Annotated in this window: 21 protein-coding genes; 10 read left to right on the top strand and 11 right to left on the bottom strand. The window is 69.5% G+C overall.

What is annotated here, in order from left to right; genetic code table 11:
- Positions 1–29: 29 nt before the first annotated feature.
- On the bottom strand, positions 30–542 hold the full coding sequence (locus AC1VNX_RS31785; RefSeq protein ID WP_483161502.1) for a CinA family protein: 513 nt from the start codon (positions 540–542) through the stop codon (positions 30–32).
- A 37-nt stretch (positions 543–579) separates the two neighbouring features.
- Positions 580–1,107, bottom strand: a complete 528-nt coding sequence (locus tag AC1VNX_RS31780) for a phosphatidylglycerophosphatase A family protein (protein ID WP_483162053.1) — start codon at positions 1,105–1,107, stop codon at positions 580–582.
- 194 nt (positions 1,108–1,301) lie between these two features.
- Here AC1VNX_RS31780 and AC1VNX_RS31775 point away from each other — a divergent pair, with 194 nt between their 5' ends.
- Positions 1,302–2,765 carry an MFS transporter gene (locus AC1VNX_RS31775; RefSeq protein WP_483161501.1) on the top strand — a complete coding sequence of 488 codons (1,464 nt, stop codon included), beginning with the start codon at positions 1,302–1,304 and terminating at the stop codon, positions 2,763–2,765.
- A 21-nt stretch (positions 2,766–2,786) separates the two neighbouring features.
- Here AC1VNX_RS31775 and AC1VNX_RS31770 read toward each other — a convergent pair whose 3' ends face one another.
- Together AC1VNX_RS31770 and AC1VNX_RS31765 are read right to left on the bottom strand one after the other, a co-directional pair.
- Positions 2,787–4,523 (bottom strand): FAD-dependent oxidoreductase, encoded by a 1,737-nt coding sequence (locus tag AC1VNX_RS31770; RefSeq protein WP_483161500.1) that lies wholly within the window; start codon positions 4,521–4,523, stop codon positions 2,787–2,789.
- A gap of 29 nt (positions 4,524–4,552) precedes the next feature.
- Positions 4,553–5,593, bottom strand: a complete 1,041-nt coding sequence (locus AC1VNX_RS31765) for a tripartite tricarboxylate transporter substrate binding protein (RefSeq protein WP_483161499.1) — start codon at positions 5,591–5,593, stop codon at positions 4,553–4,555.
- Between the two features lie 97 nt (positions 5,594–5,690).
- Here AC1VNX_RS31765 and AC1VNX_RS31760 point away from each other — a divergent pair, with 97 nt between their 5' ends.
- Together AC1VNX_RS31760 and AC1VNX_RS31755 are read left to right on the top strand one after the other, a co-directional pair.
- Positions 5,691–6,587, top strand: coding sequence for a LysR family transcriptional regulator (locus AC1VNX_RS31760; protein ID WP_483161498.1), 897 nt, complete (start codon positions 5,691–5,693; stop codon positions 6,585–6,587).
- Positions 6,588–6,618: 31 nt separating this feature from the next.
- On the top strand, positions 6,619–7,329 hold the full coding sequence (locus AC1VNX_RS31755; RefSeq protein ID WP_483161497.1) for a DUF3053 domain-containing protein: 711 nt from the start codon (positions 6,619–6,621) through the stop codon (positions 7,327–7,329).
- Between the two features lie 24 nt (positions 7,330–7,353).
- On the opposite strand, the gene thiL is transcribed toward AC1VNX_RS31755, so the two are convergent.
- The 5 genes from thiL to apaG all read right to left on the bottom strand — a co-directional run bounded on the left by thiL (position 7,354) and on the right by apaG (position 13,259).
- Positions 7,354–8,310, bottom strand: a complete 957-nt coding sequence (thiL, locus tag AC1VNX_RS31750; RefSeq protein ID WP_483161496.1) for a thiamine-phosphate kinase — start codon at positions 8,308–8,310, stop codon at positions 7,354–7,356.
- A gap of 30 nt (positions 8,311–8,340) precedes the next feature.
- Complete coding sequence (locus AC1VNX_RS31745; RefSeq protein ID WP_483161495.1) at positions 8,341–9,549, bottom strand: YbdK family carboxylate-amine ligase; 1,209 nt, start codon at positions 9,547–9,549, stop codon at positions 8,341–8,343.
- Positions 9,546–10,811 carry a cation:proton antiporter gene (locus AC1VNX_RS31740; protein WP_483161494.1) on the bottom strand — a complete coding sequence of 422 codons (1,266 nt, stop codon included), beginning with the start codon at positions 10,809–10,811 and terminating at the stop codon, positions 9,546–9,548. The genes AC1VNX_RS31745 and AC1VNX_RS31740 overlap by 4 nt, the downstream gene beginning before the upstream one ends.
- A complete protein-coding gene (locus AC1VNX_RS31735) occupies positions 10,808–12,799 on the bottom strand; it encodes a site-specific recombinase (RefSeq protein WP_483161493.1) in 1,992 nt (663 codons plus the stop codon). The genes AC1VNX_RS31740 and AC1VNX_RS31735 overlap by 4 nt, the downstream gene beginning before the upstream one ends.
- A 64-nt stretch (positions 12,800–12,863) precedes the next feature.
- The gene (gene apaG / locus AC1VNX_RS31730; protein ID WP_483161492.1) at positions 12,864–13,259 is read right to left on the bottom strand and encodes a Co2+/Mg2+ efflux protein ApaG; all 396 of its coding nucleotides are present in this window, start codon (positions 13,257–13,259) and stop codon (positions 12,864–12,866) included.
- Positions 13,260–13,319: 60 nt separating this feature from the next.
- On the opposite strand from apaG, the gene rpe reads away from it, so the two are divergent.
- A complete protein-coding gene (rpe, locus tag AC1VNX_RS31725; protein ID WP_483161491.1) occupies positions 13,320–14,015 on the top strand; it encodes a ribulose-phosphate 3-epimerase in 696 nt (231 codons plus the stop codon).
- On the opposite strand, the gene AC1VNX_RS31720 is transcribed toward rpe, so the two are convergent.
- Positions 14,005–14,241 carry a hypothetical protein gene (locus tag AC1VNX_RS31720; RefSeq protein ID WP_483161490.1) on the bottom strand — a complete coding sequence of 79 codons (237 nt, stop codon included), beginning with the start codon at positions 14,239–14,241 and terminating at the stop codon, positions 14,005–14,007. The genes rpe and AC1VNX_RS31720 overlap by 11 nt on opposite strands.
- A 169-nt stretch (positions 14,242–14,410) precedes the next feature.
- Here AC1VNX_RS31720 and AC1VNX_RS31715 point away from each other — a divergent pair, with 169 nt between their 5' ends.
- The 3 genes from AC1VNX_RS31715 (at position 14,411) to ligD (ending at position 19,069) form a co-directional block, all read left to right on the top strand.
- Entirely contained in the window at positions 14,411–15,439 is a 1,029-nt protein-coding gene (locus AC1VNX_RS31715) for a succinylglutamate desuccinylase/aspartoacylase family protein (RefSeq protein ID WP_483161489.1), read from the top strand.
- A 75-nt stretch (positions 15,440–15,514) separates the two neighbouring features.
- A complete protein-coding gene (gene ku, locus AC1VNX_RS31710; protein ID WP_483161488.1) occupies positions 15,515–16,477 on the top strand; it encodes a non-homologous end joining protein Ku in 963 nt (320 codons plus the stop codon).
- A gap of 24 nt (positions 16,478–16,501) precedes the next feature.
- Positions 16,502–19,069, top strand: a complete 2,568-nt coding sequence (gene ligD / locus AC1VNX_RS31705; protein ID WP_483161487.1) for a DNA ligase D — start codon at positions 16,502–16,504, stop codon at positions 19,067–19,069.
- A gap of 19 nt (positions 19,070–19,088) precedes the next feature.
- Here ligD and AC1VNX_RS31700 read toward each other — a convergent pair whose 3' ends face one another.
- On the bottom strand, positions 19,089–19,907 hold the full coding sequence (locus AC1VNX_RS31700; RefSeq protein ID WP_483161486.1) for a transglutaminase-like domain-containing protein: 819 nt from the start codon (positions 19,905–19,907) through the stop codon (positions 19,089–19,091).
- 224 nt (positions 19,908–20,131) lie between these two features.
- Between AC1VNX_RS31700 and AC1VNX_RS31695 the strand changes: the two genes are divergently transcribed.
- The 3 genes from AC1VNX_RS31695 (at position 20,132) to AC1VNX_RS31685 (ending at position 24,845) form a co-directional block, all read left to right on the top strand.
- Positions 20,132–20,281 carry a hypothetical protein gene (locus AC1VNX_RS31695; protein ID WP_483161485.1) on the top strand — a complete coding sequence of 50 codons (150 nt, stop codon included), beginning with the start codon at positions 20,132–20,134 and terminating at the stop codon, positions 20,279–20,281.
- A gap of 61 nt (positions 20,282–20,342) precedes the next feature.
- Complete coding sequence (gene katE, locus AC1VNX_RS31690) at positions 20,343–22,544, top strand: catalase HPII (protein ID WP_483162052.1); 2,202 nt, start codon at positions 20,343–20,345, stop codon at positions 22,542–22,544.
- Positions 22,545–22,790: 246 nt separating this feature from the next.
- Entirely contained in the window at positions 22,791–24,845 is a 2,055-nt protein-coding gene (locus AC1VNX_RS31685; RefSeq protein WP_483161484.1) for a CHAT domain-containing protein, read from the top strand.

Raw genomic sequence — 24,845 nt, 5'->3', positions numbered from 1 at the left:
CGAGGGCCCGGTACGCGCTCGGTACGTGCTCAGTGCGCGAGCAGCAGCTCGACCAGCGTCTGCAGCGAGTGATGCACCGTGGCCGCGCGCACCGTGGCCCGGTCGCCGTCGAAACGGCGGCGCTCGGTGCGCACCGCGCCATCGACCGACCAGCCGAACCACACCGTGCCCACCGGCTTGTCGGGCGTGCCGCCCGTGGGGCCGGCCACGCCGGTCACGGCCAGCGCCACGCGCGAGGGCGGCGAATGCGCGATCGCGCCCGTCGCCATGGCGCGCGCCACCGGCTCGCTGACGGCGCCGTGCGCTGCGATCACGCCCGCGTCCACGCCCAGCAGCTCGGTCTTGGCCTCGTTGGAGTAGGTGATGAAGCCGCGCTCGAACCACGCGCTCGAGCCCGCAAGCTCGGTGCAGGCGGCGCCGATCAGCCCGCCCGTGCAGCTCTCGGCGGTGGACAGCATCCAGCCCTTTTTCTGCAGCAGCTCGGCCAGCACCACGACCAGTTCGGGCGTGTCGTGGTCCGCGAGGGCTTTCTTCAGTTGCATGGGAGAGGAGGAAGGAAGGAAGAGGAATTCATGGCGCTCACCACGCGCGCCACAGCGCGATGACCAGCAGCGTGCAGAAGGCCGCCACCAGGTCGTCGAGGATGATGCCGAAGCCCGCGCGCCACCAGCTCACCCGCACGGCGTTGCGCTGCTTGAAGAGCGCATCGGCCCAGGCCACCGGGCCGGGCTTGGCGGCATCGAAATAGCGAAAGAGCAGGAAGGCGACAGTCTGTGCGAGCAGGCCGGCGGGCGTCACCAGCCACAGCACGATCCAGAAGGCGATCACCTCGTCCCACACCACCGGGCTGGGGTCGGCCACGTTCATGTCGCGCGCGGCCACGGTACAGGCCCACCAGCCGATGGGCAGGGAGGCCGCGATGATCCAGCCGATGGTGGCCGTCGTGAACCACAGCTGCATCACCGAGAAAGCCACCCAGGCCCACAGCGTGCCCACCGTGCCGGGCGCCAGGCGCGAGAGGCCCGAGCCGAAGCCCAGCGCGATGAAGTGCGCGGGGTGCGACAGCAGAAAGCGCAGCGTGGCGCGGCGCATCGAGGGTTGGGGCATGGCGCCGGCGGTCGTGGTGGAAGAAGAGGAAGAGGAAATGGAGGAAGCGGCTTGCATCGGGGCAGGAGTGTCGCGCATCTGCGGCGGCACGGGGCCGGCGCAGTTTTATTTATCAAAGCAATAGCTTGTTTAATTGGTGCGCGGCGCCTAGTATCCGGGCTCTTCCCGACCTTCCCGACCTTTCCGCCAGCGCAATGTCTTCCGCGTCTTCCTCCTCCTCCACGGCCCTGCCTTCCCCACCTTCCACTGCCGCCTGGAGCGAGCTCTTCAGCGGCCGCAACGGCTGGCGTGCGCTGGCGCTCACGGGCGGCGTCGCGCTGCATGCGATCAACGTCCACATCGTGACCACCGTGCTGCCCTCGGTGGTGCGCGAGATCGGCGGGCTCGACTGGTACGCCTGGAGCACCACGCTCTTCGTGGTCGGCTCGATCCTCGGCGCCACGCTGTCGGTGCGGCTGCTCGCGGTGCTCGGCCCGCGCGGCGCCTGCCTGGCGGCGCTGGCGGTGTTCAGCGCGGGCTCGGTGGGCTGCGCGCTGGCGCCGGCCATGCCGTGGATGCTGGCGGGCCGCACGGTGCAGGGGCTGGGCGGCGGGCTGCTTGCGGCGCTGAGCTACGGGTTGATCCAGCTGGTGTTCGAGCAGCGGCTGTGGCCGCGCGCGGTGGCGCTGGTGTCGGGCATGTGGGGCGTGGCCACGCTGTGCGGGCCGGCGGTGGGCGGGCTCTTCGCGCAGGCCGGGCACTGGCGCTGGGCCTTCTGGTTCCTGCTGCCGGTGGCGGCGGCGCAGGCGCTGCTGGTGCTCGTGCAGCTGCGGCCCTCGATGGGCGTGAAGCACGAACGGCCCGCCGCCGCACCGCGCGTGCCGGCATTGCAGATCGGCCTGCTCACGGCCTCGGTGCTGGCGATCGCGGCCAGCGGCCTCGTGCCCGACCTGCGCTGGCAGGCCGCCGGCGTGGCGGCGGGGCTGGCCATCGGCTTCGCCGCCACGCGCATCGACAGCCGCGCCGCCGTGCGCGTGCTGCCGCGCGGCGCCTATGCCCTGAGCGCGCCGCTGGGCGCCATCTATGCCAGCGTGGCGCTGCTGCTGATCGGCAGCACCACTGAAATCTTCGTGCCGTACTTCCTGCAACTGCTGCACGGCCACTCGCCGCTGGCGGCGGGCTATCTCACGGCCGCGATGGCGGGCGGCTGGAGCGCAGGCTCGCTGCTGTCCTCGGGCCGCATCGGCGCGGGCGCCGACCGCATGCTGCGCGCCGGACCGGTGGCCTGCACGCTGGGGCTGTTGGCGCTCGCATGGCTGCTGCCTACGCCAGGCGCGATGGACGCCGCCGGCTTCGAGACCTTGCTGATCGCCCTGGCGCTGGCGGCCGTGGGGCTCGGCGTGGGCATCGGCTGGCCGCACCTCATCACGCGCGTGATGTCGCTGGCGCCGAAGGGCGAGCAGGGGCTGGCCTCGGCCTCGATCACCACCGTGCAGCTCTATGGCATGGCCGTGGGCGCGGCGGTGGCGGGGCTGGTGGCGAACGCGGCGGGGCTCAGCGTGCCTGGCGGTGCCGAGGGCGCGCGTTCTGCGGCAGTGTGGCTGTTCACGGGATTCGCGTTCGCGCCGGCCATCGCGGCGTGGCTCGCGTACCGCGTCGTCGCACGGCGCGGCTGGTGAGCCGACGAGCCGGCGGGAGGCTCAGGCCACCACGCCTTCCCAGGCCAGCGCCTTGCGGCGCGCCCGGATGCGCTGGCCCTCGCCGCGCAGCGTGCCCACTAGGTCGTAGACCTCGGACGGCAGGTGCGCGCCGCGCCAGGCCACGTGCTGGTCGGCGCGGCACAGCACGAGGCGGTGGGTGTAGACCTTGGGCACGTCTTCCGTCTCGATGTCGAGCACGGTGAGCGGCATGTTGTAGGCGGCCGCCGCACGCTCCAGCGGACGTACGTCCACGCTGCGGTCGAAGCGCAGCATGGTGTAGCCGGGGCCGAATGCGTCGTAGACCGAACGGCCGTCCGCGAGCCAGAAATGCGGCGCGCGGCAGCCGGGCACGGTGGAGGGCGTGAACTCGCCCATGGAGTAGGGCGGCGCCGTGTGCTCGCCGTCCGCCACGATGATCGGCGAGCCGCTGTAGAAGTAGCCGAAGTTCAGTCCGCCGCAGCAGAACTGCTGCACGTTCAGCTCGTAGGCCTCGTGACCGATCTCGGCGCGCAGCGCGTCGCCGGCGGGGCCGGGCTCCTCGATGTTCTGCGGCACGGCGCGGCGCGCGCGGATCATCTTCTGCGCATGGTTCATCGCGAAGTTCGACACCTGCTCGGTGATCGGCAGGCGCTCGGCCTCGTAGGCGTCGAGCATGGCCTCGTCGCCCCAGCCCTGCACCACCGCACCCAGCAGCCACGAGAGATTGAGCGCATCGGCGATGCCCGCGTTCATGCCGTAGCCCGCGTAGGGCACCCACAGGTGCGCCGCGTCGCCCGCGAGGAACACGCGGCCCTCGCGGAAGCGGTTGGCCACGAGGCGGCGGCCGATCCAGTCTTCCTTGCTGATGATCTCGTACTCGAAGTCGGGGCCCACGCCGAGAATCTCGCGCAGCGAGCGGTCGCGGTCCACCGAATCGAACTCTGGCTCCTCGGCGTTCAGGTGGTTGTGCACCAGCCAGGTCTCGTGCCCGTCGATGGCGAACATCGTGCCGCAGCGGCGCGGGTTCATCGCGTAGTACGACCATGCCGGCTTGCCCGGAATGAGTGCGCGCAGCCCCGGCGCGCGGATGAAGGTCGACTGCACGCGCTGGATCACCGCCGTGCCCTCGAGCTTCGCGCCGATCTGCTTGCGCACCGCCGACGAGCCGCCGTCGCAGCCCACCATGTAGCGGCAGCGGATGCTGCGGGTGACGCCGCTGTCCATGTCGGTGGCGATCGCGGTCACGCCCGTGTCGTCCTGCGTGAAGCCCGCGAACTGCGTGCGGTTGAGCAGCCGCACGCCCGGCAGCGCGGCCGTGTGCTTCAGCAGGATGGGCTCCAGGTAGATCTGGTTGATGCGGTGCGGCGGCTCCGGCGTGGGCCACCATGCGTCGGGGCCCTCGGTCTCGGTGTAGCGGTCGCGCCGGCAAGGAATGGGAATGCGCGTGAGCTCCGTGCCCGTGACGCTGGTGCGGAACACCACGTCGTTCGGATGGTCTGCCGGCAGCCCCGCGTCGCGCAGCTTCTGCGCCACGCCCAGGCGGCGGAACTGCTCCATGGTGCGCGAGGCCACGTGGTTGCACTTCACGTTCGGCGGCTCGGCGAAGCGGCGCGTCTCGCAGATCACGACCGAGACGCCGCGCGATGCGAGGTCCATGGCCAGCGTGAGGCCCACGGGACCGGCGCCGACGATCATCACGTCGGCCTGCAATTCGTCGGTCGCTGCTGCTTCTGCTGCTGTGTGGCTGGGAGCGGTCATGTTCTGGCGGGGAAATCTGTCGTCGCAGGTCAGTCGAGCCGGATGCGGGCGGTCTGGATCACCTTCGCCCACTTCTTCGTCTCGGATCGGATGTACGCCTCGAAGGCTTCGGGCGAGGTCGGCGCGGGTTCGGCGCCGAGGTTGCGCATCGTGGCCTTGATCTGCTCGTCGCCCAGCGCCGCGCTGATCTCGGCATTGAGCCGCGCGACGATGGGCGCCGGCGTACCGGCGGGCGCGACCACGCCGAACCAGCCGGTGGAGTCGTAGCCGGGCAGGCCGGCCTCGGCCACCGTGGGCACCTCGGGCAGCATCGGCACGCGCTGCGCGCTGGTCACCGAGAAGGCGACCAGCTTGCCGGCCTTGATCTGCTGCAGCGAGGCGGGCAGGTCGACCAGCGCGAGCGGAATCTGCCCCGCGATGGCATCGAGCGCCGCCGGGCCCGAGCCGCGGTAGGGCACCTCGACGAACTTCACGTCGGCCATCTGCGCGAAGAGCGCCGCCGAAAGATGCATGGCCGTGCCGTTGCCGCCATGGCCGATCGACAGCGTGCCGGGGCTCGCCTTGGCCAGCGCGATCAGCTCGCGCTGCGTGCGCGCGGCGATGGAAGGGTGTCCCACGATCACGAAGGGCGTGGCCGCGACCATGCCCACGGGCTTGAAGTCTTTCACCGGATCGAAGGGCATCTGCGGATAGAGGCTCACGTTGGCTGTCAGCGCGCCCGCCGCGCCCAGCCCCAGCGTGTAGCCGTCGGCGGGCGTCTTGGCCACCAGCGAGAGCCCGACGTTGCCGCCTGCGCCGGGCTTGTTGTCGATCACCACCGGCTGGCCCAGCTTCTCGTTGAGCCGGGGCACCAGCAGGCGCATCACCGCGTCGGCGCTGCCGCCGGGCGGGAAGGTCACGACGAGTCGGATGGGCTTGTTCGGGAAGTCGCCCGTGGAGCCCGTGGGTTGAGGCGGCGGCGCAAGCGTTTGCGCGAAGCTCCTGCCGCCGGTCAGCGCCGCGCCCGCCGCGGTGAGCAGCAGCTGCCGGCGAAGCGCGCTCTTCCTGCGGGCAAGAGGTGCAGCGGCCATCGGGTCTCCTTGAATGTGATGCGTCTTTCGGACGATTGAACGATGGCCGGATTCATTCGTAAATCAAGAAATTTCTAATGAAATATCATCTTTGCTGATGAATGCGAACTTCAGTCCTACGATCCGCCAGCTGCGTGCGTTCCTCGCCGTCTACCAGCTGAAAAAGCTCAGCGCGGCGGCGCAGCGGCTGTTCGTCACGCAGTCGGCGGTGAGCATGCTGATCCGCCAGCTCGAGGAAGGGCTGGACACGCGCCTGTTCGACCGCACCACGCGTTCGCTCAAGGCCACGGCAGCGGCCGAGCAGATGATGATGACGGTCGAGCGCATCCTGCGCGACGTGGATTCGCTGTCGAACGACTTCCGCGAACTGGCCGCGCTCGAACGTGGCCGCGTCACGCTCGCGATCACGCCCACGCTCGCGGCCTTCCTGCTGCCCGACGCGATGCGCGCCTTCAACGAACAGCATCCCGGCGTGCGTGTGCTTGTGAACGACTGCGCGCCCGACCAGTTCATCTCGCGCATCATCGGCGAGCATGTGGACTTCGGCATCGGCACGCCCGAGCGGCCCGGCGCCGAGGTGGAGGTGCAGCGCCTCATGCGCGACCACCTCGCCCTGGTGTGCCGCGAAGACCATCCGCTGGCCAAGGCCCGCGTGGTGCGCTGGAGCGACCTGAACGGCCACCCGGTCATCACCGTGCGCCCCGGCTACGGCGTGCGCCCGCTCATCGACGGCACCGCCGCCGAGGCGGGCGTGGCGCTCGACGTGGTGAACGAGGTGTCGTTCCTCTCCACCGCCATATGGATGACGGCAGCCGGCATGGGCGCGTCGATCATGCCTTCGGCCTTCGCGCGCGCGGAGGCCGACCCGTCGCTGGTCATCAAGGTGCTGAGCTCGCCGCGCGTGGCGCGCGACATCTCCATCGTCACCAAGCGCGGCCACTCGCTCTCGGCCGCGGCGCGCGCCTTCATCGACGCGCTGAAGCGCTCCCTATAATTTTTCCGCACAACAACGGAGGGCCTCGGCCATGAGAACTTTCATTCAACGTCTCGGGGCCATGTCGCTCCTCGTCGCCTTCAGCCTCGCGCTGGTGGCCTGCGGCAACAAGGAGGCCGAGCAGCGCAAGGCCTTCATCTCCTTCCTGCAGACCCGCGTGCTCGACAAGCCCGGCTTGCGCGTGCCGGTGCCCACGGCCGAAGAGAAGGCTTCGTTCGGCGACTACGCGCAGCACTACGCGGTGATCACCGATTTCAACGAGGGCATGAACAAGTCCGTGAGCCAGCCCATGACGCAGATCATGGCCAAGGGCGCGCTGCGTTCCATTGCCGACTTGCCCGCTCGCCGCGACGACCTCAAGGCTGCAAAAGATGGCCTCACCGGCCTGCGCACCGCGCTCGACCAGCAGTCCGCCAAGGCCGACGCCGCGCACGCGCAGCTCAAGCAGCCCGACGACCTGAAGCAGGTCTACGACAAGGCCTACGAGAAGACGGTGACCACGCCATCCGCCACCTTCAAGGAAGTGTTCCCCGCGCTCGACACCGTGTTCGACAGCGCGCTGGCCATCGGCGACTTCATGGAGAAGAACAAGTCGAAGATCCAGGTCTCGGGCAGCAGCGTCGCCGTGACCGATCCGGCGGTGCAGGCCGAGCTCAACAAGATGCTGCAGCAGCTCAACGGCCAATCGGCCGCCATCAATGCCGCCCAGCAGAAGATGCAGGCGGTGGTCAGGGGCTCCTGACCGCAGCCGCGTGGCCGCCTGGCTTCAGACGAAGTGGTCGAACGAGCCGAAGCGCTGTGACACCGGCGCGCCGGCCGCGTCGACGATGCGCAGGCCGGCGTCGGCCTCGATGCGGCCGATGCGCGTGACGCGCGTGGCGCTGCTCAGGCCGGCCTGCATGACCGCCTCGCGTGCCGGGGCGGGCGCGGTGAACACCAGCTCGTAGTCGTCGCCGCCCGAGAGCGCGCAGGTGCGCAGCGCTTCGCGGCCCAGGCTGCCGGTGTCGACGGAGATCAGCGCGGTGGCCGCATCGGCGTCGAGCGTGGCGCCGACGCCGCTGGAGGCGAGGATGTGGCCCAGGTCGCCGATCAGCCCGTCGCTCACGTCCACCGCCGAAGTGGCGATGCCGCGCAGGGCCTGCCCGAGCGCCACGCGCGGCGTGGGCTGTTCCATGCGTTCGCGCGCCGATTCGAAGGCCTCGGCGCGCAGCGAGACCGTGCCGCGGAACACTTCGAGCGCCAGCCGCGCATCGCCCAGCGTGCCGCTCACCCAGATGTCGTCGCCCGCGCGCGCGCCCGAACGCAGCAGCGCCGCGCCGGCCGGCACTTCGCCGAAGACCGTGATGCAGATGTTGAGCGGGCCGCGCGTGGTGTCGCCGCCCACCAGCTCGCAGCCGTGGGCATCGGCCAGCGCGAGCAGGCCGCGCGAGAAGCCTTCGAGCCAGGGCTCGTCCACGCCGGGCAGCGCAAGCGCCAGCGTGAAGGCCAGCGGCTTCGCGCCGCAGGCCGCCAGGTCGCTGAGGTTCACCGCCAGCGCCTTGTGGCCCAGCCGGGCCGGATCGACGGTTGAAAGAAAGTGCCGCCCCTCGACCAGCATGTCGGAAGAAACGGCGAGCTGCATGCCTGCAGCCGGCGCAAGCAGCGCGCAGTCGTCGCCCACGCCCAGCGGGGAGCGCGTGGCGGGGCGCTTGAAATAGCGTGCGATCAGGTCGAATTCACCCATGGGGGTGAGAGCATAAGGGCTGCGGCCCTCTCAAGCCGCCCCGCGGAACCTCAGCGCCGCCTGCCGCACCACCTCGGCCAGCAGCCGTTCCTTGCCCTGCTTCTCGCGCAGCCAGCGCGCATCGTTGCGGTTGGCTTCCACGCTGGTGCGCAGCTCGCCCAGCGCCTTCGTGGCGTTGAGCGCCTCGCTGTGCCATTCGAGCTGGGTCATCGTCATCAGGATGTGGTCGCGCAGCGGCATGTGCTGGCCGGTGGCCGGGTCGACGTACACGGCGTCGAGGCCGAAGCGGCAGGCCTGGAAGCGGTTGTAGGTGTAGACGAGGTAGTCGTCCTCGGTCGGCTCGAAGGGTTGCTCCTGCAGGAACCAGGCGGCGAGCGACTGCACGTAGCCGGCGAGCGCGGCGGCGCGCTCCACCGTCAGCGGCGTGTCGAACACGCGGATCTCGATGGTGCCGAACTCGGGCTTGGGGCGGATGTCCCAGTAGAAGTCCTTCATGCTGCGCACGACGCCGGTGCGGGTCATGCGCTCGAAGTAGGCCTCGAACTCCTTCCAGCTCAGCGTGAAGGGCGCGCGGCCCGAGAGCGGGAACGCGAACACCGAGTTCAGCCGCGCCGAGTCGAACTGCGTGTCCTGCCCCTGCACGAAGGGCGACGACGCCGACAGCGCGATGAAGTGCGGGATGTAGCGCGACATGCGGTGCAGCATCAGCAGGGCCGCGTCGGCGTCGGGACAGCCGATGTGCACGTGCTGGCCGAAGATGGTGAACTGCTTGCTCAGGTAGCCGTACAGCTCCGACAGCTCGCGAAAGCGCGGCTTGTCGTAGATGCGGCGCTCGTGCCACTGCTGGAAGGCATGCGTGCCGCCGCCCACCACCGCGATGTTGAGCTTGTCGGCATTGCGGATCAGCGCCTCGCGGATCGGCGATAGCTGCGTGATCACGTCCTGCGCCGAGTGGCAGATGTCGGTCGAGATCTCGATCATGCTCGACGTCATCTCGGGCACCACGCTGCCGGGCAGCGGGGTCTGGGCCATCAGGCGCAGCATGTCCTCGGCGTAGGGCGCGAGGTCGTAGTCGTGCGTGTTCACGAGCTGCAGTTCGAGCTCCACGCCGAGCGAGAGCGCCTCCGACTTGTTGAAGGGCTCCAGCTTGACCGCGCGGCTGGCCGGGTCGGCGGGCAGGGGGGCCGAGCGGACGTCGTCGCTGTCCGGATCGATGGGGGTGGCTGCGGTGGTGCTCATCGCTGCGTGTCTTCCGTGATGCTGAAGGCCCGTGGCGCCCACGGTACCGAACTCTCTCCCACCGCGTGGATGGCCAGCGTGGCGAGCACCGCGCCCACCACTTCCATCAGCAGGATCGACGGCAGCGCCACCTGCGTGATCATCGTGCCCAGCAGCGGCGAGGCGCTGGCGAAGTTGGAGGCGATGAGCAGCGCGATCGACGACAGCGGCGACATGGCGCAGCCGACCCAGAAGGCCTGCTTCCAGCTTGCGCCGCTGCCGGGGTTGGCGACGGCCACGCCGGCGATCTTGGTCAGCAGGCGGATACCGATGACGGCCAGCACCACGCTGGCCACCGGCAAGGTCCAGTCGGCCTGCGCCGCCACGATGGACACCAGCACGAACATCAGCATGGTGAGCAGCGAGGAGGCTGTGCCGAGCTGCCGTTGCCAGGCCCAGGGCTTGGGGTTGAGCGTCTTGAGCAGCACGCCGCCGATCAACGCCGCCAAAGGCGCCGAGCCGCCGATGTGCGCGGTGAGCGCCGCACCCGCCGCGATGATCGCCAGCAGCAGGATCGAGGTGTTCTCGCTCGACGGGCTCATCACCCGCAGGGCAGAGCGCAGCGCCAGCGCCATGATCGCGCCCACCACGAAGGAAAGGCCCAGCACCACCGCGATCGGGTAGAGCTTCTGCAGCATGGTCTGCGGCGCGCGCTCGATCAGTCCGGCCTGCGCATAGCCCAGCGCCAGCGCATAGAAGGTGTTGAGCGTGGCGAGCGTCATGGCGCGTTCGGTCACGGGGCCGGCGGCGCGGGTGTCGATGATCACGCGGCTGAGCACCGCCGGCGAGGCGACGATGGCCATCAGCGCGATCGGGTTGGCCACCGGCTCTGGCAGGCCCAGCAGCGTGAGCATCCAGTACACGCCGAAGTAGGTGAGCGTGGCTTCGAGCAGGCTTTGCACCAGCACCATCGGGTTGTGGCGGAACCAGCGCAGCGGCAGCCGCCCGCCCGCCTCGAACAGCACCACGGCCGCGCCAAGCTCGAGCAGGAAGAGGCTGATGCCGCGCAGCGGCCAGATCGCGCCCTCGAAGCCGGCGAAGCCGACGACGGCGCCCACCAGCGAGTAGCCGATCACCTTGGGCAGCCCCAGGTAGCGTTGCACCAGGTGGCCGGAAGCGGCGGCCGCGGCCAGCAGCAGCGACCACAGCACGGTGGGCAGGCCGGCCGAGGGGCGCACCCACTCGGACCAGAAACCCAGCAGATCGTTGAAGAAGCTCGTCAAATTCGTCCAGGCAGGAAAAAGCTCACCGGCCGGCTGCGCCAGCGGGCCCAGATCGCGCTGCGGATGCGCGCGCGGTCACCGAGGCTCACGCTGTGCGCTCGCAGCGCCAGGCGGAAAGCGAAGTAGAAACTCACGCTCACATTGAGCGCGCCGATGACCGGGATCGCCGCTACCGCCCACCACAGCGCAGGCTGGTGCAACACCGCCAGGCCGGTGGATGCCGCCGCGGCGGCGATCTGTCCGGCCGACAGTGTCACGTGCCGCACGTCCAGCCCGAGCCCGAAGAAACCCGCGAACGCGGGCAGCAGCCCGAGCATGAGTCCCAGCGAGATGTTGGAGGCGAAGCCTGAAATGTTCGTGCGCATGAAATCGGCCCAGCGGCGAGCCCGTGCGGCGCCAAGAACGGCACCGATGCGGGGGTTGTAACGCATTGCAGAGTCCATCCGATGCAGGACAAAGGCGTTTTCTGTCCATCCGGCGACGATGCTGGCCGAAAACAGCAGGATGCCGGTGATTGCCGCGTAAAGCGCGGTCGGCCCCGCCAGTGAAAGCGATTTCAGCGTGGCCGCCGCATGGGCGGCGTCCAGCAGCGGCCGCCCCAGCGCGAACTGGATCAGCAGGGCCACCGCCGCCATCGCCGGCACCACCACCAGCACGTTGCCCAGCACCGCCGCGACCTGCGAACGCACCAGGTTGGCGACCTCGTCGACGAAGTCGTCCACGCCCGCGTCCGACTTGATGTCGCGCAGCCGCGCCGCCATGGCCGGCGCGGTCATCGCGGGCTGCTTGGTGGCCAGCGTCAGGTGCAGCAGCTGGATCGCGACGAAGCTGGCCGCGTACATCAGCCCCGCGCTCAGCCCGCTCCAGAAAGCCGACAGGCCCAGCGCGTAGATGCCGAACTTCAGCAGCACCGTGATGGAAGTGAGTGCGCCGCCGCCGGCTGCCTTCTTCACCATCTGCACATAGCTGGCGCGGTCGCGGGTGATGTAGTGCTCGCCGGTCTCGGCGCTGCGCTCGGTCACCTTGGCGGCCAGCATCGACGAGTTGGAGGCGATCAGCGCCCGGATGCTGTTGCGCTCGCCGCCGGCCAGCACCAGCCGGCCGACCAGCCGCGCCACGCTGGGCCCGGGGTTGGGTGCCATCAGGCAGTCGAGCAGCTCGCGGATGCGCAGCACCCGCTCGCGCAGCTGCCGCAGCCGGAACACCAGGCCGACCGAGATGCCGTTGTCTTCCAGGTGGGTGTAGACCGAGGCCGCGCCGGCGCGGCAGGCGTCGAGCCGGTCCCGGAAGGCCACGAAGGCGGCCTGCAGCGCGTCTTCGTCGCGCGGCTCGCCGGGGCGGTCGAACATCTGCTCGCGCAGCTCGTCGAGGTCGGCCATCAGCGCATGGAAGGGGCGCGTTTCGCCCACCGCGTCGGCGCTCATGCGCAGGCGCAGCTCGGGCGAGAAGCCGGCGGCCACCACCTGGCTGCTGCAGTAGGTGACGGCGTCCATCACGGTGTGGCGCCAGCGCGGCGCGCCGTCGGTGTCGAGCGCGGCGTCGGCCAGCAGGGCGCCGATGCGGCCCAACTGCGTCTCGTCGAGCAGGGCGATCCAGCCCGCATCGAACACGCCGGGCAGCACCATGCGGAACAGGTCCGAAGCGTCGGTGGTCTCGGGCGTGCCGGGCAGGATCTTGCGGCGCAGCCGTTCGCTCAGCTCGCTCGCGAAGGCGGTGCGCGGGGCGAAGCCGTAGTCGGCCAGCAGCGTCGTCAGGTCGACCGTCTGCGTGAAGACGCGCCACCAGTCGCGCAGCCGCTCGCGCAGCTCGGGCCGTGCCTCGATGGCGTCCAGCAGCAGCTGCACGCGGCCGATGGCCGCCTGCGGGGAGGCGCGGTCGCCGCGCACCCAGTCGAAGATGTTGATGAGCCAGATGTGGCGCAGCGCCACATCTGCCGTGGGATCGAGGCCGGCAAGCAGCCCCTGCAAGTCGCGCGATGCGGCAGCCATGTCGGGGGGCGGGGAGAAAGTGAGAGCGGGCGCGCTGTGCTCGAGGCCTCAGCGCATGGGGAAATCAGTGCAGGACACGGGAGACGGGGGCTCCGCCTATGTCTGCCTCCAGCACGAACATCGGAATGGGCACGTCGAAGCGGTCGCCTTCCTCCGTCACCACGAAGTAGCTGCCGTGCATCGTGCCGCTGGCCGCCTGCAGGCGGCAGCCGCTGGTGTAGCGGAAGGATTCTCCGGGCGCCAGCAACGGCTGCTGGCCGATCACGCCCAGTCCTTTCACCTCCTGCGAATGCCCCGAGGCGTCGTTGATGAGCCAGTGGCGCGCGATCAGCTGGGCGGACACCGAACCCGTGTTCGTGATGGTGACCGTGTACGAGAAGGTGTAGATGTTGTCCTTGGCCGAGGACTGGTCGGCCAGGTAGCGCGGTTCTACTTGTACGCTGAAGGGGCTCTGTGACATGGGGCGCATGGTAACGGAGGCCTTTGGTCGGGCTTGCGCCGGCTGCGAGAATCAGGGGTTATGAGCACCCCGTTCCGCATCGCGCCCTCCATCCTGTCCGCCGACTTCGCGCACCTCGGCAAAGAACTGACCGACGTGATCGCGGCCGGCGCCGACTGGATCCATTTCGACGTGATGGACAACCACTACGTGCCGAACCTGACCTTCGGCCCGATGATCTGCCAGGCGCTCAAGCCCTACGCCAGGACCGCCGACGGCACCCCGGTGCCCATCGACGTGCACCTCATGATCCAGCCGGTCGACGCACTGGCGGCCTCTTTCGCGCAAGCGGGCGCCGACTACATCAGCTTCCACCCCGACGCCTCGCCCCACACGCACCGCAGCATCCAGGCCATCAAGGCGGCCGGCTGCAAGGCCGGGCTGGTGTTCAACCCCGGGCTGGGCCTGGAGGCGCTGGACTGGGCCATCGACGACATCGACCTCATCCTCATCATGAGCGTCAACCCCGGCTTCGGCGGCCAGAGCTTCATCGACTCGGCCCTGCGCAAGATCGAACAGGCCCGCAAGCGCATCGAGCAGAGCGGGCGCGACATCCGCCTGGAGGTGGACGGCGGCATCAAGGCCGACAACATCGCGCGCGTGGCCTCCGCCGGCGCCGACACCTTCGTGGCCGGCAGCGCGATCTTCAACGCCAAGGACTACGGCGCCGTCATCTCCGACATGCGCAAGCAGCTCGCCGGCGTCGTCAGCGCCTGATCCTTCCCTTTCCCGCGCGCTCGACGCTGTCGGCTTCGAGCGCCCGGTCGGTGTCGACCAGGCCGCGCTCCACGTCTTCATGAGCCTGGCGGCCCACCTCGGGCGGACGGCCGTCCCGGGTCTGCTGGCTGTCGGACGACTGGTCGTGCTCGTGCGGCAGGCGCGGCTTCGGTTCCCCGTCCTGCGCAACCTTGGTCTTGCCGGGGCTTTTCTTGCTGCTGTTCATGCGTGGACTCCTTTGACGGGGACCCAGCCTGCGCCGCGTCTGCAGCGGGCCCGGTAGGACAGGCGAGGCAGGCCCTGTAGGCGGCTCCTCGGCACCCTCGATGCCCGGCGCTGCTATCAAACGCATAGCGCTTTTGCCTGCTGACATGGGGCTCCGCAATAATCTCCGGATGTCTTCCGATCCTTTCGCCGGCGTGGCCACCGACAGCCTGCGCATCCACGCCTTCGCCTCGCTGAACCCCGGTCCCCGGTTGCTCGTGATGGGCGGCGTTCACGGCGATGAAATCTCCGGCACTCTGGGCATCGAGCGCGTGCTCGCCGAATTCGGGGCCGGCTCGCTGCAGCTGCTGCGCGGCGAGCTGACCATGGTGCCGGTGGCCAATCCGCTCGCGCGCAGGCGCCTGCAGCGCGAGGGCGAGCGCAACCTCAACCGCCTCTTTCGCCCCTCCGAAGCCCCCGCCGACTACGAAGCCCGCGTGACCAACGTCCTGGCCCCGCTCATCGCGCGCCACGAGGTGCTGCTGGACCTGCATTCCTTCCAGAGCGAGGGCGAGGCCTTCGCCATGATCGGCCCGCGCGACAACACCGGCACGCTGGAGCCCTTCGCCCGTTCGTTCGAGGAAGGCCAGCTCGCGCTGCACATCGGCACGCCCATCGTGGTGGAAGGCTGGCTCGACATCTACGCGGCCGGCCTCGCGCAGCGCGCTGGCGGCGCACCGGCCAGCGAGGCCGAACTCGACTTCGGCCGAGGCACCAACGAATACATCCGCAGCCGCGGCGGCTACGGCGTGACGCTCGAATGCGGCCAGCATCTCGATCCGCAGGCGCCCGAGGTGGCGTGGCGCGCCATCCGCCGCACCCTGGCGCTGCTGGGCATGGCCGAGCTGCCCGAGGGCCTGTCGGGCGGCCCCGCGCAGCCGCCGAAGCTGCTGCGCCTGGCCAGCGTGACCGACCGCCTGCACGACGAAGACAGCTTCGTGCGCGACTGGGCCACCTTCGACGAGGTGCAGCGCGGCGAGCCCATCGGCATGCGCCACGACGGCACGCTGCTGAGCGCGCCCGACGACGGCTTCATCGTGTTCCCCAATGCGATGGCGCTGCCGGGCGCCGAGTGGTTCTACTTCGCGCGACCCAGCGAACGCCAGCTCGGGCCTATCGCCAGCGTGGCCAGCATCTCCGGCGACACCGGCGCGGCCTGACGGCGCCTGGGGCCGCGCTCCTACATCGCCCGCGCCCAGGCGGCGCACATTCGAAGGTGAAGGAGTGCGCATCCCATGCCCGTCTCGAAGAAAGCACCCGCGCCGCGCGTCCTGTGGAAGGGCGCGATCAGCTTCGGCCTCGTCCACATACCGGTGGCGCTGTACTCGGCCACCGTCGATCACGGCATCGACTTCGACTGGCTCGACAAGAGGACCATGGACCCGGTCGGCTACAAGCGCGTCAACAAGAAGACCGGCCGCGAAATCGCGCGCGAGCAGATCGTGAAGGGCGTCGAGTACGAGAGCGGCGAGTACGTGGTGCTCAGCGACAAGGAGATCGCCGCCGCCTACCCGAAGACCACGCAGACCATCGAGATCGAGAGCTTCGTGCCGGCCAACGGCATTCCCTTCGTGTACCTGGAGCGGCCCTACTACGTGGCGCCCATCAACCGAGGCGCCAAGGTCTATGCGCTGTTGCGCGAGACCCTGCAGCGCAGCGCACGCGTGGGCGTGGCCCGCGTCGTGATCCAGACCAGGCAGCATCTGGCCGCGCTGGTGCCCGTGGGCCCCGGCCTCGTGCTGAACCTGCTGCGCTGGGGCGCCGACATCCGCCCCTGGACCGACCTGCCGCTGCCCTCCGAGGATGCGAAGAAGGCCGGCCTGCGCCCGCGCGAACTCGAGATGGCGAAGGAACTGGTCGAGGACATGAGCGCCGACTGGGACCCCGACGAATACAGGGACGAGTTCAAGGACGAGATCCTGCGGCTGGTCGACAGGAAGGTGAAGGCCGGCCAGACCGAGACCGTGACGCAGCCTGAGCCGGAGGAAGGCGAACAGGCCACCGAAGGCCGCGGCGCCAAGGTCATCGACCTGACCGAGCTGCTCAAGCGCAGCCTGCGCAAGGGCGGTGGCGGTGCCAAGGCCAAGGCCAAGGACGAGGATGCAGAAGAGGAGGAAGAGTCCCCACCCAGGCGCCCCGCGGCGAAGAAGCGCAGCGCCGCGCGCAAGGCGCCGGCCCGCCAGCGGCGCGCCGCCTGAGTCCTTGGAGTGCCGCACGCCATCATGGGAAGCACCGCATCCACTTCACGCAAGGCACTCGCGCGCTACCACGGCAAGCGCGATTTCTCCCGCACGCCGGAGCCGAAGTCCGGCGGCCGGCGCGGCAAGGGCACGTTGGGCTTCGTCATCCAGAAGCACCACGCGAGCCATCTGCACTACGACTTCAGGCTGGAGCTCGACGGCACGCTCAAAAGTTGGGCCGTGCCCAAGGGGCCGTGCCTGGACCCCGGCGTGAAGCGCATGGCGGTGCATGTCGAGGACCACCCGATCTCGTATGCCGACTTCGAGGGAACCATTCCGCCCAAGCAGTACGGCGCGGGCACCGTCATCGTCTGGGACCGCGGCGACTGGCTGCCGGACGGCGACGCGCGCAAGGCGCTGGCGGCCGGCAAGCTCAAGTTCGAGCTGCGCGGCGAGAAGCTGCATGGGCACTGGACGCTGGTGCGCATGCACGGCAAGGGTGACGAATCGCACGAGCCCTGGCTGCTCATCAAGGAGCGCGATGGCGAGGCACGCGCGCTCGATGACTATGACGTGGTGGTGGAGGAGCCCGCGAGCGTGATCACCGGCCTGGGCGTGGACGAGGTGGGGCAGGCGCCGAGGAAGAAAGCCAAGGCGAAGACAGGAGGCAGCGCGGCGGCGAAGCAGGCGGAACCCGAAAAGAAGAAAGCCGCGCTGCCCGCCACCCTGGAACCCCAGCTCGCCACCCTCGCGTCATCCCCGCCTTCGTCGCCCGGCGAATGGCTCTACGAACTCAAGTTCGACGGCTACCGCCTGCTCGCGCGCATCGACGGCAAGGGCAAGGTGCGCTGCTTCACCCGCAACGGCCACGACTGGAGCGCGAAGCTGCCCAAGCTCGTCGAGGCGCTTTCCAGGCTGCCCACCCACTCGGCCTGGCTCGATGGCGAGATCACCGTCGACGGCCCCAACGGCGCACCCGACTTCCAGGCGCTGCAGAACGCCTTCGACCGTGGCGCCACCTCGTCCATCGTCTACTGGCTCTTCGACGCGCTCTTCATCGACGGCGAAGACCTGCGCGATCTTCCTGTCGAGGAGCGTCGCGCAAGGCTGGCCGTGCTGCTCGGCGGCAAGCCGCCCGCGCCGCTGCGCCTGAGCGAGGCCTTCGACGCCTCGCCGCGCGACCTGCTCGCGTCTTCCGCGCGCATCGGCTTCGAGGGCATCGTCGCCAAGCGCAAGGGCTCGCCGTACGTGTCGCGCCGCTCGCCCGACTGGATCAAGCTCAAGAACCAGCAGCGGCAGGAGTTCGTGATCGGCGGCTACACCGCGCCCAAGGGCACGCGCGCCGGATTCGGCTCGCTGCTGCTGGGCGTGCATGACGAGGCGAGCGGGAGGCTGCGCTACTGCGGCAACGTGGGCACCGGCTTCGATGCCAACCGCCTGGCCGACATCAAGGCGAAGCTCGACAGGCTGGCCGTCGACGACTGCCCCTTCGAACCCGCGCCGCGCGGCGTGAAGGCGCAGTGGGTCGAGCCGTCGCTGGTGGCCGAGATCGCGTTCGGCGAATGGACGCGCGAGCACCGCGTGCGCCAGGCCGTCTTCCAGGGCCTGCGCAGCGACAAGCCGGCGCGCGAGATACGGCGCGAGCGGCCGCAACGGGTGCGCGAGATCGAGGCCGAGGCGACCAGGTCATCGCCCGCGAAAAGCCGCAGCGAAGGAAAGAGCAAGCCCATGTCCCGGAAAATCACCCACGCCGAGCGCGTGATCGACAAGCACAGCGGCATCACCAAGGGCGAGCTCGCCGCCTACTACGACAGCGTGGCGAAGCTCATGCTGCCGCACCTGCGCGGCCGGCCGGTGTCGCTGGTGCGCGCGCCCGAGGGCGTGGGCGGAGAGCTGTTCTTCCAGAAGCATCTGCAGGCCCGCGAGATTCCCGGCGTGAACCAGCTCGACCCCGCGCTCGATCCGGGCCACGAGCCGCTGCTGCAGATCGACACCAAGGAAGGGCTGCTCGGCGCCGCGCAGATGAACGTCATTGAGCTGCACACCTGGAACGCCACCTCCGACGACATCGGCAGGCCCGACCGCATGACCTTCGACCTCGACCCCGGCGAAGGCGTCGGATGGCCGCAGGTGCAGGAGGCCGCGATGCTGGTGCGCACGCTGCTCGACGAGCTGGGCCTGCCGTCCTTCCTGAAGACCAGCGGCGGCAAGGGCCTGCACGTGCTGGTGCCGGTGCGCCGGCAGTACGACTGGGACACCGTCAAGGGCTTCTCGCAGGCCGTGGTGGCGCACCTCGCGCAGACCATTCCGGCGCGCTTTGTCGCCAAGAGCGGGCCGCGCAACCGCGTGGGCAAGATCTTCGTCGACTACCTGCGCAACGGCTTCGGTGCGACCACCGTGAGCGCATGGTCGGCACGCTCGCGCCCGGGGCTGGGCGTGTCGGTGCCGCTCGCGTGGGACGAACTGCCGTCGCTCGCCGGGCCCGCGCAATGGAACGTCGCGAACGCGGCCGAGCGCTTCGAGACCGGCAACAAGCCGTGGGCCGGCATGGAGCGCAGCCGCAAGAGCCTCACTGCCGCGATGAAGCTGCTCGGCTCCGAGCCAGGCTGACGCCGCAGACGACGACGCCTCAGGCGATCGCTTCTTCCGTTGTCACTTCGAAGCGCTTGAGCGTGTTCGCGCCGAACACCATCGTGATCGGCACGTCCGCCGCGTCGCGCCCGCGCGCGATCACCACGCGGCCGATGCGCGGCGTGTTGTGCCGTGCGTCGAAGGTGTGCCAGCGGTCGCCCAGGTACGCCTCGAACCACGCGCTGAAGTCCATCGGGTACGGTGCGGGCGGCACGCCGATGTCGCCGAGATAGCCCGTCACGTAGCGCGCCGGAATGTTCATGGCGCGGCACAGCGTGATCGCCAGGTGCGTGAAGTCGCGGCACACGCCCGTGCCCTCGCGGAAGCCTTCGAGCGCGGTGCGCGTGGGCCGGGCGCTCGCGTAGTCGAAGCGCATGTGCTGGTGCACGAAGTCGCAGATCGCCTGCACGCGCTGCCAGCCCGGCGCCACATGCGTGAAGCTGGCCCAGGCGAAGGCCAGCAGGTCGCCGTCGACCTCGCAGTAGCGGCTGGGCAGCACGAAGGGAAGCGTCTCCACCGGCAGGTCGGCGGCTGCGTGGCCGTGCGCGCCCAGGTCCACGGGGTCGGGCAGGCCGGTGTCGTAGATCAGTGCGCGGTTGCGCAGGCGCACGCTTTCCACGCCCTGCGGAATGTGCACGCGCGCGCAGCGGTTGCCGAAGCCGTCGAGGTAGTGGTCGGTGGGCAGCGGCGGGCTGAGCACGATGTTCTCGCCGTCCTGCAGGTCGCCCGCGCGGGAGGGGTGAACCTGCAGCATGTGGATCAGCGCCGTGGGTGCGGTCACGTCCAGTTCGATGTCAAAGCCGATTCTGATCAACATGGTTGCACCATGCTACGCAGCCGCGCCCGCGAGTCCCACGGGCGGTACTCGCGAAGCTTCGTAGGCGGGCGCGAGGTGGTGTCGGCGGGCTCCTACCGAGCCCGTGCATCTTCTCCCACGGAGGTGGAAGGGGCGCCACTACGGGGCGCGCGCCGGGCGAAACATAACCTTCGGATTCTTGCAAGCAAGTTCGCCACAGAGGGGCGAAATACGGAGGGGAAATCATGGAGTTTTCATCGCTTTTCGACTCGTTCGCCAACTCTTGGGGCGACGAGATTCTCGTGTGGGGCGTGGCCGCGGTGGCGGGCTGCATCTGCCTGATCGCCGTGGTCAATGTGCTCGACATGTTCCTGGACAACAACGAGGCGGGCTGACCCAGTCCGTCTTCCTTTCACGAACACTCCGCCAATGAAGAAAGATCCCGGCAAGTCCACGATGTCACCCCAGAACAAGGCCGCCGCGGGCCGCCGCGCCAGCGCCGTGAAGACGGGCGCCGGCGATGCCGCAAACCCCAAGCAGCAGCAGCTCGAAGGCTTCACCGTCGAGCACCCCACGACCCTCACCACCAACCAGGGCCTGCAGCTGCCGGACAACCACAACTCGCTGAAGGCGGGCGTGCGCGGACCCACGCTGCTCGAAGACTTCATCCTGCGCGAGAAGATCACGCACTTCGACCACGAGCGCATTCCCGAGCGCGCCGTGCATGCGCGCGGCTCGGCGGCGCACGGCTACTTCCAGGTCTACAAGTCGATGTCGCAGTTCACCTGCGCCGACTTCCTGCAGGACCCGGACGCGAAGACGCCGGTGTTCGTGCGCTTCTCCACCGTGGCCGGCTCGCGCGGCTCTGCCGACACCGTGCGCGACGTGCGCGGCTTCGCCGTCAAGTTCTACACCCGCGAGGGCAACTACGACCTCGTGGGCAACAACATCCCGGTGTTCTTCATCCAGGACGCGATCAAGTTCCCCGACCTCATCCACGCCGTCAAGCCCGAGCCGCACCACGAGATGCCGCAGGCCGCCAGCGCGCACGACACCTTCTGGGACTTCGCCTCGCTGATGCCCGAGACCACCCACATGCTGATGTGGGCCATGAGCGACCGCGCCATTCCACGCAGCCTGCGCATGATGGAAGGCTTCGGCGTCCACACCTTCCGCTTCGTCAACAGCCGCGGCGAAAGCCACTTCGTGAAGTTCCACTGGAAGCCCAGGCTCGGCATCCACGGCCTCGCATGGGACGAGGCGCAGAAGATCGCCGGCAAGGACCCCGACTTCCACCGCCGCGACCTGTGGGAAGCCATCGAGAACGGCGACTTCCCCGAGTGGGAGCTCGGCGTGCAGCTGATTCCGCAGGACAAGGAACACTCGCTGGGCTTCGACCTGCTCGACCCCACCAAGCTCATTCCCGAAGAGATGGTGCCGGTGCAGAAGATCGGCCGGCTGGTGCTCAACCGCAACCCCGACAACTTCTTCGCCGAGACCGAGCAGGTCGCCTTCCACCCCGGCCACCTCGTGCCCGGCATCGACTTCACCAACGACCCGCTGCTGCAGGGGCGCCTGTTCTCGTACACCGACACGCAGATCTCGCGCCTGGGCGGCGCCAACTTCCACGAGCTGCCCATCAACAAGGGCGTGTGCCCCTTCCACAACTTCCAGCGCGACGGCATGCACCGCCAGACCATCGCGCGCGGCCAGGTGGCCTACGAGCCCAACACGCTGGGCAGCGGCACCGAGTTCCGCGTGGACGGCGGCAGCCACGGCTTCCAGTCCTTCCCCGAGGAAATCGACCCGCCCAAGGTGCGGCGGCGCAGTGCATCCTTCGACGACCACTTCACGCAGGCGCGCCTGTTCTTCGAGAGCCAGAGCGCAGCCGAGAAGGAGCACATCGTCGCGGCCTTCCGCTTCGAGCTGTCGAAACTGGAGGTGCCTGCCATCCGCCAGCGCGTGGTCGACAACCTCGCGCACGTCGACGAGAAACTCGCGCGCCGCGTGGCCGAGCCGCTGGGCATCGGCGAGCCCGATGCCAAGGCCGCGGCGGGGCGCGCGGGCTTCCGCGACCACCGCATCGCGCTGCCCATCGACGAGTCGCCCGCGCTGAGCATGGCCGACACCGGCGACGGCTCCATCCGCACCCGCAAGATCGCGATCCTCGTGGCCGACGGCGTCGACTCGGCTTCGCTCAAGCCGATCCGCGACGCGCTCGAACAGGCCGGCGCGCAATGCAAGGTGGTGGGGCCGCGCCTGGGCACCATCGCCAGCGCGTCGAAGCGCCAGATCGAGGTGGACGCGACCTTCGTCAACACGCCCTCCGTGATGTTCGACGCGGTGCTGGTGCCGGCCGGTGCGGACGGCGCCGCGGCGCTCGCGGGCATGGGCGACGCGGTGCACTTCGTGCTGGAGGCCTACAAGCACTGCAAGGCGATCTGCACGGTGGGCGAGGGCGCGCGGCTCCTGTCCACGCTGGGCATCGACGAGAACACGCCGCCGGACGACGCGCCCGCCGGCGTGGTGGTGGCCGAAACGCCGGTCACCAACCTGGGCGACAGCACGGCTGCTTCCGGCATCGCGCAGCGCTTCGCGGCTGCCATCGCGAAGCACCGGCACTGGGACCGCGCGAACGTCGACGCAGTGCCTGCCTAGGGTGAACAGACCCTAGTCCTTTAGCGCTAGACCGTATTGTGAATAGGCGCGCCCGAGGGCCGCTCCTAGACTTTCCCCCGAGGCCTGAACGGCGCGCACTCCCGCGACGTCGAAGGCCCGCCGCGGCGGGCTCACAGGGCCAGACGCGGGGGTCCAATGGCGTGGTTTTCGAGATGGGGATGGGGGCGCCCTGCACGTCGTCGTGCTGGCATCGCAGGTGCGCTCGGTCTGGCCGGCATTCTTCTGATGGGCTTCGGTTTTCCGGCATCGGCGCAGCAGGCGTCGAGCGCCGAGGCCGCCGCCAGCAAGATGGAACAGGCCCGCCTTGCGGACACCGACACCCTGCTGGCGCTGACCAGCGAAGGCGCCGTGCTCTACGGGCAGGACTCGGTCAAGCTCTCGGGCTACCAGTACTGCAGCCAGGCCGTGGCGCTGGCCGAGGCGGGCGAGTTCCGCCAGAGCGTGCGCGCCGCGAGCAAGGCGCTGCACCTGGCCAACGCCACCAACGATCCGAACCTGATGGCCATGGCCAATCGCGATCTGGCCATCGTCTACAGCTACTCGGGCCAGCTCGAAAAGGCCGAGGAGTTCGCACGCGAGGCGCTCAAGCACCCGGCGCGCGACCCCAAGCTGGTGGTCGGCCCGGTGCAGAAGGTGATCGGCGACGTGCGCTCGCGCCGCGGCGACTACGCCGGCGCGGTGCTCAGCTATGACGAGGCGCTGGCCAACAGCTCGCAGCGCTATGCGCCGCTGGTGCAGGCCTCGCTGGTCAATGCGCTGATCGAGTCGGGCGACCCCGGCCGCGCGCGCGAGGTGCTTGGCACCATGGCGCCGCCCAAGGATGCACCGCTCACCGCGCAGCTCGACCGCACCCGCGCGAGGCTGCTGCTGGCCGAGAACAAGCCCGCCGAGGCGCGCGAGGCGTATCGCGCCCTCACCGCGCGGCAGGTGGGCGCCGACACCGAGTACTACCGCCTCTGGGCCTGGGACGGCGTGGCACGCAGCGAACTCGCGCTGGGCCAGAAGCAGGCGGCGGCCGAGGCCGTCGGCAGGGCGCTGGGCGACGTCGACAAGGTGCGTGCCAGGTTTCGCAGCGAGGAATTCAAGATGGGCCTGTTCTCGGACTTGCAGACGGTGTTCGAGCGCGGCGTTTCCATCTACAGCGACGCGGGCGATGCGCGGCAGGCCTTCGAGGTGAGCGAGCACAGCCGCTCGCGCGCGCTGCTCGACGCGGTGCGCGGGCGCGCGAAGATCAACGAGCAGGCCGCCAACACCGTCGACCTCGCCACGCTGCAGCGCACGCTGGCGGCCGACGAGCGCGTGGTGCAGTTCCACTCGCTGCCCGACCGCCTCGTGGTGTGGGTGGTGAGCCCGGGCAGCATCGTGGAGAAGACGGTCGCGGTGAAGCGCGACGAGCTCAACGAGCTGGTCGAGACCTTTCGCAACTCCATCGTGCGCGGCCGGCGCGCCGCCATCACCAACGCCGACAAGCTGGGCGCCGCGCTACTCGGGCCGCTGGGCCTCGCGCCGGGGCAGCGGCTCATCGTGGTGCCGCATGGGCCGCTGCACTACCTGCCGTTCCAGGCGCTGCGGCTGGACGGGCGCTACATCATCGAGACGCATCCGGTCGCCGTGGCGCCGTCGATGAGCATCGCGGTGCAGCTCGCGCAGCGCACGCCGCGCGTGAACGCATCGCTCACCGCCTTCGGCAACCCGCGCATCGAGGACAAGTACGACCTGCCCGGCGCCGAGACCGAGGTGAAGCAGCTCGCTCGGCTCTTCCCACGCAACGCGGTCTACATGGGCGCGGCCGCCACCAAGACCCAGTTTCGCGACGTGGCCGCGCGATCGCCGCTGATGCACGTGGCGGCGCATGCCGAAGCCGACGCGGTCGATCCGCTGTACTCGCGCATCCTGCTGGCCAACGAGGGCGGCAAGCAGAATTTTCTGGAGGCGCACGAGATCCTCGGGCTGCCGATGGACGGCACCGCGCTGGTCACGCTCTCGGCCTGCGAGTCGGGCCTCGGGCGCATCGCGCAGGGCGACGAGGTGCTGGGCTTCACGCGCTCCTTCCTCTCGGCCGGCAGCTCCAGCCTGATCGCATCGCTGTGGCCGGTGTCGGACGACGCCACCGCCGTGCTCATGAGCACGCTCTACGGCGAACTCTCCAAGGGTCGCGACATCCAGAAGGCCATGCAGGCCGGCCAGCTCGCGGTGTTGAAGGACCCCAAGATGTCCCATCCCTTCTTCTGGGCGCCGTTCAACCTGATCGGCAACTGGCGTCTCACGGTGGGCAACTGA

It is taken from the genome of Variovorax sp. TLI9-5A, from assembly GCF_056867935.1.
This window is presented reverse-complemented; position numbering and strand designations above follow the sequence as displayed.

Excerpts from the sequence above, each read along its gene's own strand:
- AC1VNX_RS31785 (WP_483161502.1), bottom strand. The coding sequence starts at position 542 with ATGCAACTGAAGAAAGCCCTCGCGGACCACGACACGCCCGAACTGGTC.
- AC1VNX_RS31780 (WP_483162053.1), bottom strand. The coding sequence starts at position 1,107 with ATGCCCCAACCCTCGATGCGCCGCGCCACGCTGCGCTTTCTGCTGTCG.
- AC1VNX_RS31775 (WP_483161501.1), top strand. The coding sequence starts at position 1,302 with ATGTCTTCCGCGTCTTCCTCCTCCTCCACGGCCCTGCCTTCCCCACCT.
- AC1VNX_RS31770 (WP_483161500.1), bottom strand. The coding sequence starts at position 4,523 with ATGACCGCTCCCAGCCACACAGCAGCAGAAGCAGCAGCGACCGACGAA.
- AC1VNX_RS31765 (WP_483161499.1), bottom strand. The coding sequence starts at position 5,593 with ATGGCCGCTGCACCTCTTGCCCGCAGGAAGAGCGCGCTTCGCCGGCAG.
- AC1VNX_RS31760 (WP_483161498.1), top strand. The coding sequence starts at position 5,691 with ATGAATGCGAACTTCAGTCCTACGATCCGCCAGCTGCGTGCGTTCCTC.
- AC1VNX_RS31755 (WP_483161497.1), top strand. The coding sequence starts at position 6,619 with ATGAGAACTTTCATTCAACGTCTCGGGGCCATGTCGCTCCTCGTCGCC.
- thiL (WP_483161496.1), bottom strand. The coding sequence starts at position 8,310 with ATGGGTGAATTCGACCTGATCGCACGCTATTTCAAGCGCCCCGCCACG.
- AC1VNX_RS31745 (WP_483161495.1), bottom strand. The coding sequence starts at position 9,549 with ATGAGCACCACCGCAGCCACCCCCATCGATCCGGACAGCGACGACGTC.
- AC1VNX_RS31735 (WP_483161493.1), bottom strand. The coding sequence starts at position 12,799 with ATGGCTGCCGCATCGCGCGACTTGCAGGGGCTGCTTGCCGGCCTCGAT.
- apaG (WP_483161492.1), bottom strand. The coding sequence starts at position 13,259 with ATGTCACAGAGCCCCTTCAGCGTACAAGTAGAACCGCGCTACCTGGCC.
- rpe (WP_483161491.1), top strand. The coding sequence starts at position 13,320 with ATGAGCACCCCGTTCCGCATCGCGCCCTCCATCCTGTCCGCCGACTTC.
- AC1VNX_RS31720 (WP_483161490.1), bottom strand. The coding sequence starts at position 14,241 with ATGAACAGCAGCAAGAAAAGCCCCGGCAAGACCAAGGTTGCGCAGGAC.
- AC1VNX_RS31715 (WP_483161489.1), top strand. The coding sequence starts at position 14,411 with ATGTCTTCCGATCCTTTCGCCGGCGTGGCCACCGACAGCCTGCGCATC.
- ku (WP_483161488.1), top strand. The coding sequence starts at position 15,515 with ATGCCCGTCTCGAAGAAAGCACCCGCGCCGCGCGTCCTGTGGAAGGGC.
- ligD (WP_483161487.1), top strand. The coding sequence starts at position 16,502 with ATGGGAAGCACCGCATCCACTTCACGCAAGGCACTCGCGCGCTACCAC.
- AC1VNX_RS31700 (WP_483161486.1), bottom strand. The coding sequence starts at position 19,907 with ATGTTGATCAGAATCGGCTTTGACATCGAACTGGACGTGACCGCACCC.
- AC1VNX_RS31695 (WP_483161485.1), top strand. The coding sequence starts at position 20,132 with ATGGAGTTTTCATCGCTTTTCGACTCGTTCGCCAACTCTTGGGGCGAC.
- katE (WP_483162052.1), top strand. The coding sequence starts at position 20,343 with ATGTCACCCCAGAACAAGGCCGCCGCGGGCCGCCGCGCCAGCGCCGTG.
- AC1VNX_RS31685 (WP_483161484.1), top strand. The coding sequence starts at position 22,791 with ATGGGCTTCGGTTTTCCGGCATCGGCGCAGCAGGCGTCGAGCGCCGAG.